Source organism: Acidithiobacillus sp. TH-A36 (assembly GCF_057473445.1).
Genome location: NZ_JBYCKP010000531.1, coordinates 1 through 7,642 on the forward strand (window position 1 = coordinate 1; position 7,642 = coordinate 7,642).

Annotated in this window: 7 protein-coding genes and 2 pseudogenes; 7 read left to right on the forward strand and 2 right to left on the reverse strand. The window is 53.8% G+C overall.

Features of this window, described 5'->3' with window-relative positions; genetic code table 11:
• The 3 genes from AC2VLY_RS13470 to AC2VLY_RS13480 form a co-directional block, all read left to right on the forward strand.
• Positions 1 to 978 (forward strand): DNA-primase RepB domain-containing protein (locus AC2VLY_RS13470; RefSeq protein ID WP_486922443.1); only part of this gene is annotated, 978 nt, incomplete at its 5' end.
• A gap of 94 nt (positions 979 to 1,072) precedes the next feature.
• On the forward strand, positions 1,073 to 1,354 hold the full coding sequence (locus AC2VLY_RS13475; RefSeq protein ID WP_486922444.1) for a hypothetical protein: 282 nt from the start codon (positions 1,073 to 1,075) through the stop codon (positions 1,352 to 1,354).
• A 464-nt stretch (positions 1,355 to 1,818) separates the two neighbouring features.
• Positions 1,819 to 3,102, forward strand: a complete 1,284-nt coding sequence (locus tag AC2VLY_RS13480; protein ID WP_486922445.1) for a DUF3987 domain-containing protein — start codon at positions 1,819 to 1,821, stop codon at positions 3,100 to 3,102.
• A gap of 457 nt (positions 3,103 to 3,559) precedes the next feature.
• On the opposite strand, the gene AC2VLY_RS13485 is transcribed toward AC2VLY_RS13480, so the two are convergent.
• Positions 3,560 to 3,826: a hypothetical protein gene (locus tag AC2VLY_RS13485; protein WP_486922452.1), complete on the reverse strand. Its 267-nt coding sequence runs from the start codon at positions 3,824 to 3,826 to the stop codon at positions 3,560 to 3,562.
• 6 nt (positions 3,827 to 3,832) lie between these two features.
• Positions 3,833 to 3,988 (reverse strand): annotated as a pseudogene (locus AC2VLY_RS13490) (helix-turn-helix domain-containing protein); the annotation flags it as partial.
• Positions 3,989 to 4,990: 1,002 nt separating this feature from the next.
• Here AC2VLY_RS13490 and AC2VLY_RS13495 point away from each other — a divergent pair.
• The 4 genes and pseudogenes from AC2VLY_RS13495 to AC2VLY_RS13510 form a co-directional block, all read left to right on the forward strand.
• On the forward strand, positions 4,991 to 5,512 hold the full coding sequence (locus tag AC2VLY_RS13495; protein WP_486922446.1) for a hypothetical protein: 522 nt from the start codon (positions 4,991 to 4,993) through the stop codon (positions 5,510 to 5,512).
• Between the two features lie 686 nt (positions 5,513 to 6,198).
• Positions 6,199 to 6,552: a plasmid mobilization protein gene (locus AC2VLY_RS13500; RefSeq protein WP_486922448.1), complete on the forward strand. Its 354-nt coding sequence runs from the start codon at positions 6,199 to 6,201 to the stop codon at positions 6,550 to 6,552.
• Positions 6,553 to 6,662: 110 nt separating this feature from the next.
• Positions 6,663 to 6,914 (forward strand): annotated as a pseudogene (locus tag AC2VLY_RS13505) (relaxase/mobilization nuclease domain-containing protein); the annotation flags it as partial.
• 439 nt (positions 6,915 to 7,353) lie between these two features.
• On the forward strand, positions 7,354 to 7,642 hold a 289-nt coding region (locus AC2VLY_RS13510; protein ID WP_486922450.1), incomplete at its 3' end, for an IncQ-type mobilization protein MobB.

The following is a 7,642-nucleotide window of genomic DNA, read 5'->3' on the forward strand; positions in this document are numbered from 1 at the left end:
CCTGCCCTCCAAATCGAGCGCGACCGTACTGCACAAGCTGTCCAGCGCCAACTCCACGCATTCGGGGTAGACCGCTTTGACATCGGGATTCGGGATGGGCAACAGGGCAAGATGATGCAACGGCTCTGGACCCCGAATGACGTGGTGCAGAATGTTGTGTGGCTTAAGCGTATGAACGCACAAGGGAACGATATTTACGTCAAACCCGCCGGAGACCATGGCTTAGTGTTGGTGGATGACCTTAAGCCCGAGGCGATTGATCGCCTCAAAGGCCAGGGTTTCAACCCCGCCATTGTGACGGAGACCAGCCCCGGGAATTTGCAAGCGTGGCTCAAATTGTCGCAGGACCCCATTGAGGCCCGCATCCGGAACGTATTGGGGCGGGGGTTTGCCCAAGACTTTGGCGGCGACCTGAATAGCGCGGATGCCCAGCATTATGGTCGTTTGGCGGGATTCACGAATCAGAAGCCGAACCGTCTGCTGGAGGGGGGGATGCACCCCTATGTGCTCTTGCGGGAATGGAGCGGCCACGTGATGACGCAGGCTCACGACTTGTTAGAGAAGGTGGACCGTTTTCTAGACCAGCAGGAGGCCCGTAGAGAGCAGAAACGACGGTTGACGGCCATTCATACGGAGGGTGTCAAAAAACCGTCTCCTTGGGGCCTTAAAACGACTCTGGAGCCGGTAGCGGAGTATCGCCGTCAGGCTCAGGTATTAGAAAAAAAGTATGGTTCAGACCCGGATTGGTCGAAGGTGGATTGGATGATTGCTACATCGATGGTGGCGTCGGGACAGTATGACGTGGAGGACGTGGCACGCGCCCTTCTTGGGGCGTCCCCCAACCTTCGCACCCGTAAATCCGGCCATATGGAGGATTATGCCCACCGAACGGCCACCAAAGCGTGGCTAGACCCGGCTGTGCAAGTGCAAAGGGATCAGAAGTTGGCTCAGGCCCAAAACCACGAATACGAGCGCTAAACACCGGTCAAAATCCCTCTCAACTCTTTGGTTGTATATCATTGATATACTTGTTATACATGGTATACAATTGAGGAAAAGGGAGGGTTTTTCTATGGCCACGAAACAACTCAATTTGCGGGTGGGACAGATCACCCTAGACAACCTCAATTATTTAGGTTTTCTCACGCGCAAATCCCAGGCGCATATTGTGGCCGACTGGATTAACGACCTCGCGAACACGGTTCGCACGATGGCCGAACAACGCAATCCGGCGTTAAAGGATGACCCGCAATTTCTCAAGAACGGTGGGACGATTATTTCGTTGGAAGAACAGCAAGCTGTCGCTGCTATCGCCAGGGCCTTGCTGGATTTGCGGATTCATGGTGCACAATGAGGAGAGAACATGGAGAAAGACCGTGCGCGGACTCGCACGGTCTTAGACCTCATTCTCTATCTAGTTCTTTTGTTGGGTGGTGAGGGCATCGGCTATGAGTTTGTGCCCGAGAATCACGAGCATTAGGCCGATGCCGCCGACCGCCACACGTTTGGCTGTAGTCACGCGACACCCCTCCTTTCCATTCAACGCTACCACGGTTTTTTGACACCCGTAGATCTTCCCGTTTTTAGTGTCTCAGCATTTGTGTGGAAATTATTACCATATGATTTTCCCCAATTTAAGCGATTATGCAGATGTTTGCTGAGAAATTTCTCAGCACGTATTAGACCATACATATCAATGGATATAGCCTATTTCTTTAGGTTGCAGATGGGGGGGCCCTTGCGGCGTAAAAAACTTTGGCTTTGCTGATGTTATATGGTATATTCTCAGCAATGCATCTGCACTGGAGGGATCAACCAATGGCTCCTAAGAAAAAGACCACCAGCAAACGTAAACCGCAATGGACCGAAAAGCAACTAGACTTTTTAACAATGTTGCAAGAGAAGGATGAGGTACGTGACCGTGTACGCGCCATGCTCACGGCCACTCAAGCGAAAGACTCCTGGCGTGGTTTAGTAGCGACGCCACCTGGTAGTCTCTTAGACCTTGTGATTCATGCGTTTCAACAAGCCAGTGATATTCCGCTCGAAATTCCCTTCTTTGTACCGTTACACATTATTAGTGCCGAATTGCTCCGACGGGGTATTCAAATTGACTTTTCCGGCCAACGTGTGCGACCAGATTTATGGACTATTATTTTGGCTGAATCAGGCGCAGGGAAGACTCTCACTACCAGTGAACTTCGCAATACGATGGAAGTGGACCCATCCTTGCTTTTTCCTCAAGCGGCTACGACTGCCCGTTTCGTTATGGAGCTTGCCGAACACAACAACTCACTTTGGATTCGCGACGAAATCTTGCAACTGCTCAAGGGCATGAACACTCAAACCTATCTCGCGGAGATGAAAGATTTGTTGCTCCAGGTCTACGATGGAGATACGGTTTCGCGTAAAACCAAGAAGGACGAAGTGACCATTGAAAAGCCCGCGCTAACCATTCTCGGCTTAAATGTCTACACGAGCTTTGCGCGGGAGATGGATACTACCTCCCTCCTAGACGGCTTTGCTCAACGGTTCAGCTATGTTATTGGCCGCGCTGACCCAGAACGGCCGGGGGTGAATTACCCCATCTATGATTTCCGGCCTTATCGCGCCAGCATCAAATCGGCGTGGGATGATCTGCTTCAGGCCCTGCCTGCCAACGAGACGGTCTACCAGGTCGCTGCGAGTGGCTTAGAAGCGTTCAAAATCGCCTTTGAAATGCTCATGCCGCCTAAAGAATCCACAGTGCCAATGAGTTTCTTCCGCCGGATTATGTTTCGTGGGGTGCGTTATGCGTTGCTGTATCACCTGCTTCTCAACAAGGAAACTTTTGTCATCGACCATCAAGATATGGCATGGGCAGGACGCCTCATGGGATTACATGTTAAAGATGCCGGGGCCTTACTGTTAGATACCGGAGATGGTACTGGGAGTAAATTCTTTCAGGTCTTGCAGAAGGCTGAAGTGCTCCGCGACAAAATCGTCCGCGAAGAAGGCCGCCCGATTACGGCTCGCGATATCGTAACCAACATTTGGGGCATCGAAAATGTGAACCAAGCGCGGGGAATACTTTCTATGCTGAATGAAATGCCTCCAGGATAAACACCTGGAGTAAATCGGTGGCAGCACTGCTTAGAGATGGCACGTCACCTCAGGGATGACGTGCCATCTCTAAGGCTTTCTTGGATCTCCCCGTAAATCGACGAAGAGCCAAGTTTGTCCTTGGTTGACGTTTTCCGAAAAACCAGCGGCTGCCGGGACCGCAAATCGCCCCTCACCGCCGCTCACGGGCGAATTTCGGGATTGCCGGAGGGCGACGAATTCGTTCCACGTCCGGTAGGGGGCATTATGTCAACTTGGAGTTTCTAGTGGGGTCTCACCGGCGCGTGCCTGGACGGATGCATTATTGCCCCGCGTGATATACCACTTAAATAACGCTTCGTCCTCCGCGGCCAAGGTGAACCCTTCCAGCAGAGACTGTGGCGCGCATAGGTTCAGATCTTCCGGCGCTCCGCTTCTTCTTTGGAGACACTAACGCCCATCTTGACCTGCTCCCTTCTTAGCGTTTCCACGGCCACCAGCTGCGATTCTGGCGCTCCGCGAGTTCGCTTCGCAATTGCTCAACTTCTTGCCGGAGCGATTGTATTTCGGACTCCATGGATTCTTTCTGGACGTACAGTTCGTGCCGAATTCCCTGATTCCCCTCCCTGATCACTTTGGTCAGGGTTAGCAGCCCCTCCCTCACATCCCTGAGCATTTGCTGAGGGGGGGCATCGTCGGGAGGAATAATCTCGATCATGGGTTGATTAGGGTGGGTTAGACGCACGAGGTCGTTCTCATTGATGACCCATGTCGGTCCCCAAGGATCTAAATTTTCGATATGGGCTGGGAGTTTCCCGGATCGGACCAGTCGTCGCACAGTGGCTTCGCTTTTCCCCAAATGGTGTGCCGCTTCTCGAATTGTGATCCCCCCGCACCCCCTTAGCATTGATCCCCCATCAAATGTACCAGATTTAGAAATACTTGATAGTGGCTTTGGATGATATCAGATGGATCCGACCGTGAAAATTAGTTTAGTGAATATAGTGGTTAAGTGGAAGAACAATCAGTGGGGGATTACCACCGCGTACCCCCTTTCCCAAGGACAGGGTACGGTTGATGGCATTACGTCGCACACCAACGTTACAATCAACAATGTCAATGGGAAATCGCAGTTCCCCAGTTGGATCAACAATCCATCCCAGATCCATCGGGACGGCATATTTGGAGTACAAAAGCCCGTTCCAACGATACCACCGTCAATCTTTCCAACCTCAAGTTTTATCACTCCACCTTCCGCAACGGCGCAGGTATCGCTCGTTCGATAACAATTGCATTATCGGGTCTACTGATCTACGATCCTGTATCTAGGCTGGATCGTAGATTTTGCAAGAGCGGTTGTTTTATAGGCGAGGTGCGCGATGAAGGGGAGAGTCCATGTTAGATTGGGATGGAGTGTCGCGGTTTCTGGATGACACTGAATGGTCACACAAGTTACCATTCGAACTGCAGTATCTCGAATTCGACGACCGAGTTTACGCTAGTCGCGTGGGCTATCTCGCATGGCAAGCTTTCGTCCACGGATTGCCGGAATCTGGTAGCCCAGTCAGCGGCGATGCAGTGCGTCAGGGGTGGCATTATACCCGTGATTCAACACGTCAATGGGCTGTGTTGACGGCTACGGGATCGTCGCGCTACGAGGGGCCATATGTGCATCCGGCATGGATCACGCCCGATCCGACACCATCAATCCTCTATGGGGTCGCCATTGATTGGCGCGTTATCGAAGATGCGATCCTTAGCCGTGCGTATTCGAGGCCTGCGACGTGTCACGATGCGGTCGTGACCATTCTACAGGCGTGGGAGGCCACGAATCGTGCTTGGACTCCAACAGTGTTGACCATTGGGGGCATTTCATGTGTGATTTTGTAAGAACCAAGGAGGAAGATCCATGGCATTGAAGGAGCTTGACACGCTTCTTGAACTTACCAACCTCTTGTGGACGCACCCCTTGCAGCAATCAGATTTAAATGTTCCATTAGCCAAAGACTCCCTGGAATTTCATCTCTGGAACACGTGGCTCCAATGGATTCCGGGTCCAGAAGAGGAGCCGCTTAGTCTCGGAGCTGGATGGACTGTGCAACGTCATGCAACCCACCAAGTCGCCGTCCTAAATCACCATGATGACCCGCAGTCACCAGACATGGGCGGTACGGTGTATGTCCCCCCCATCGAAGACCTCTCATTCGACCCAGTACCCCATAAATTTTTTGTCGTGGGCATGGCACCGAATTGGAAACGGTTTTTGGACGACCCCGAACTATGCGCAGAATCCACGACATGGGCTCAGGCCATCCTGTGTGTCCTCGAACAGTTCGAATACGGGTGGCTGGGCCATTATTGGACATTTCCGGCCACAGGCTGGATCATTGACGAGCAGCCTTGTGTACTCGTCAACGACGGGAACGTGTAAATTCATTTGTCGGTTACAGCGCAGTTGTGTCGTGACGAGGTTGGCGCTGCTGTGCCTCTGATCATGACCTTAGATCGCTATGATCGTTCTGAGCAAGAATAATATGGTTTATGTAAAAACTTTCTTTCAGCGCCCTTCCCGCATAGCCTCTTTGGCGAAACACTCTAGCGAAAGAAACCCCTCGCCCTTTCCCTGCCCGACAGGGCGGGGGGTGTGTAAGTTTTGGTAGCCGTCTTTTTCTGCAGCTTCCTTTCCCTCATGTCCAAGCGAGAGCGCGGACTGAGGGCGGTAAAAATCCTTTCTCATATGCCAGTCTTCCGGAGCAGCCGTCCGCGAAGGCTTGTTTTATTTGCGCGAAGCATTTATTCTAGGGAGTAAGATGGTAAGTAGCAAGCCATGTATTCGCTAACGCTCATACTGACTTGCCGGGGGTTGCCCCCCCGCACCCCGCCCCGGTGCCGTCCTTCCTTCGGTCGGTCGGCCCCGGGATCGTGGCCTCGCCGTCCGCGCTACCGCTTGGACCTGCTGTGGCCATGGTGGATGCTTGGGCCTACCGACCTTCGCCTGTCGGCTCGGTCTCTCGTTGCCACTCGTAGTCCCTGAGCATCCAGGGATTAGTGCATTCACGGTGGGTTGTTTTACACACCCCCCCTAGCCCTGTCGGGCTGGGGGAAAGGAGGGAGAGCATGGCGCGTCCCAAAGGGGACCCGGCCAACGTCCGGAGTACGACCATTGGCGTCCGCGTGACCGACGCCGAATATGCGGCCTTGCGGGAGAAGGCGGAGGCCCTGCACATCAGCCCGGCGCAATGGCTGCGGGATGCTGCGCTCAAACGTCGCTTGCCGTCGCTTCCCGTCCCGGCCATCAACATCGAGGAATACGGCAAACTGGCGCGACTCAGCGCGAATTTAAACCAATTGGTGAAGTTGGCTCACGAAGGCCGTGCGGTGACCATCAATGAGGACATGATGCGCCCCCTGCTCGGTGAAGTCTCGCGGTTGCGGTTGGCCCTGCTCGGTCAAGGAGGTGAGGATGCATGATTGCGAAAATGGCGAAGGGGCGGGGGTTCCGGGGCGCCTTGGAATACGACCTGCAAGAGGGTAAGAGCGAACTTTTAGAAACTAATCTCGCCGGCGAGAATATCCGGGCTATGGCCCATGAATTTGGGGAAGTGCGGCAATTACGGCCTACGCTCGGAAAAGCCGTGCTCCATGTGGCCTTGTCGGTATCGCCAGGGGAGCATGTGACAGACGACCAATGGCGCGAGATTGGTCACCGGTATTTGGAGCACATGGGTTTTGAGGACAACCAGTATGTCATGACGCGCCATACCGACACCGACCATGAACACATTCACCTTCTGGCGAACCGCATTACCTTCACCGGCGCGGTGGTGAGTGACAGCCAAGACTGGAAGCGGCAGGAAGCGCTGATGCGGCAGATTGAACGGGATTACGGATTGACGGTAGTGGCTCCCAGTCGAGAAGCCGAGCGCAAAGCTTCCACGAAAGGCGAAATCGAGTACGCCTTGCGGACGGGCGAACCCAGCATCAAGCAACAGTTACAGAAGTTAGGCACTGCGGCCATGCAGGAGTGTCCCAGTTTCACGGAATATGTTGAACGACTTGAGGCTGTCGGGGTGGCCGTCATTCCTACGGTGCAACTGAACGGGGCCAAGGTGTCGGGACTGATGTATCGCTTGGATGAGACGTTGATGAAGGGCAGTGACTTAGGCAAGGGATATAGTCCGGTAGGACTTGCCAAGAAAGGGGTGACGTATGAGCAAGACCGAGACTTTGCGGCAGTTAGCCGATGCCTCGAACGCGAAGCGTATCGAGAGTATGCCGCAACAAATCGAGACCTTACGGCAGAAGAAGTTACAGAGCGTAGAGGAATTCGCCGCCCAAGCGGAACCGTTGTTCCAAGCGATGGTGGCGTTAACGGACGAGACGCGGGAGACGTTGGCTCAACTCCGGGAACAGAGCGCCCAACAGATGGCCGAGTTTCAGACGCAGAGCCGGAGCATCGTGAATACGTGGCATCACAGCACCCAACTGATGGACGAAGCGGCCCAGACTCTGAACACGGCGACCGAGCACTTCAGCACGAGCCTGACGGAGACCGTGAACC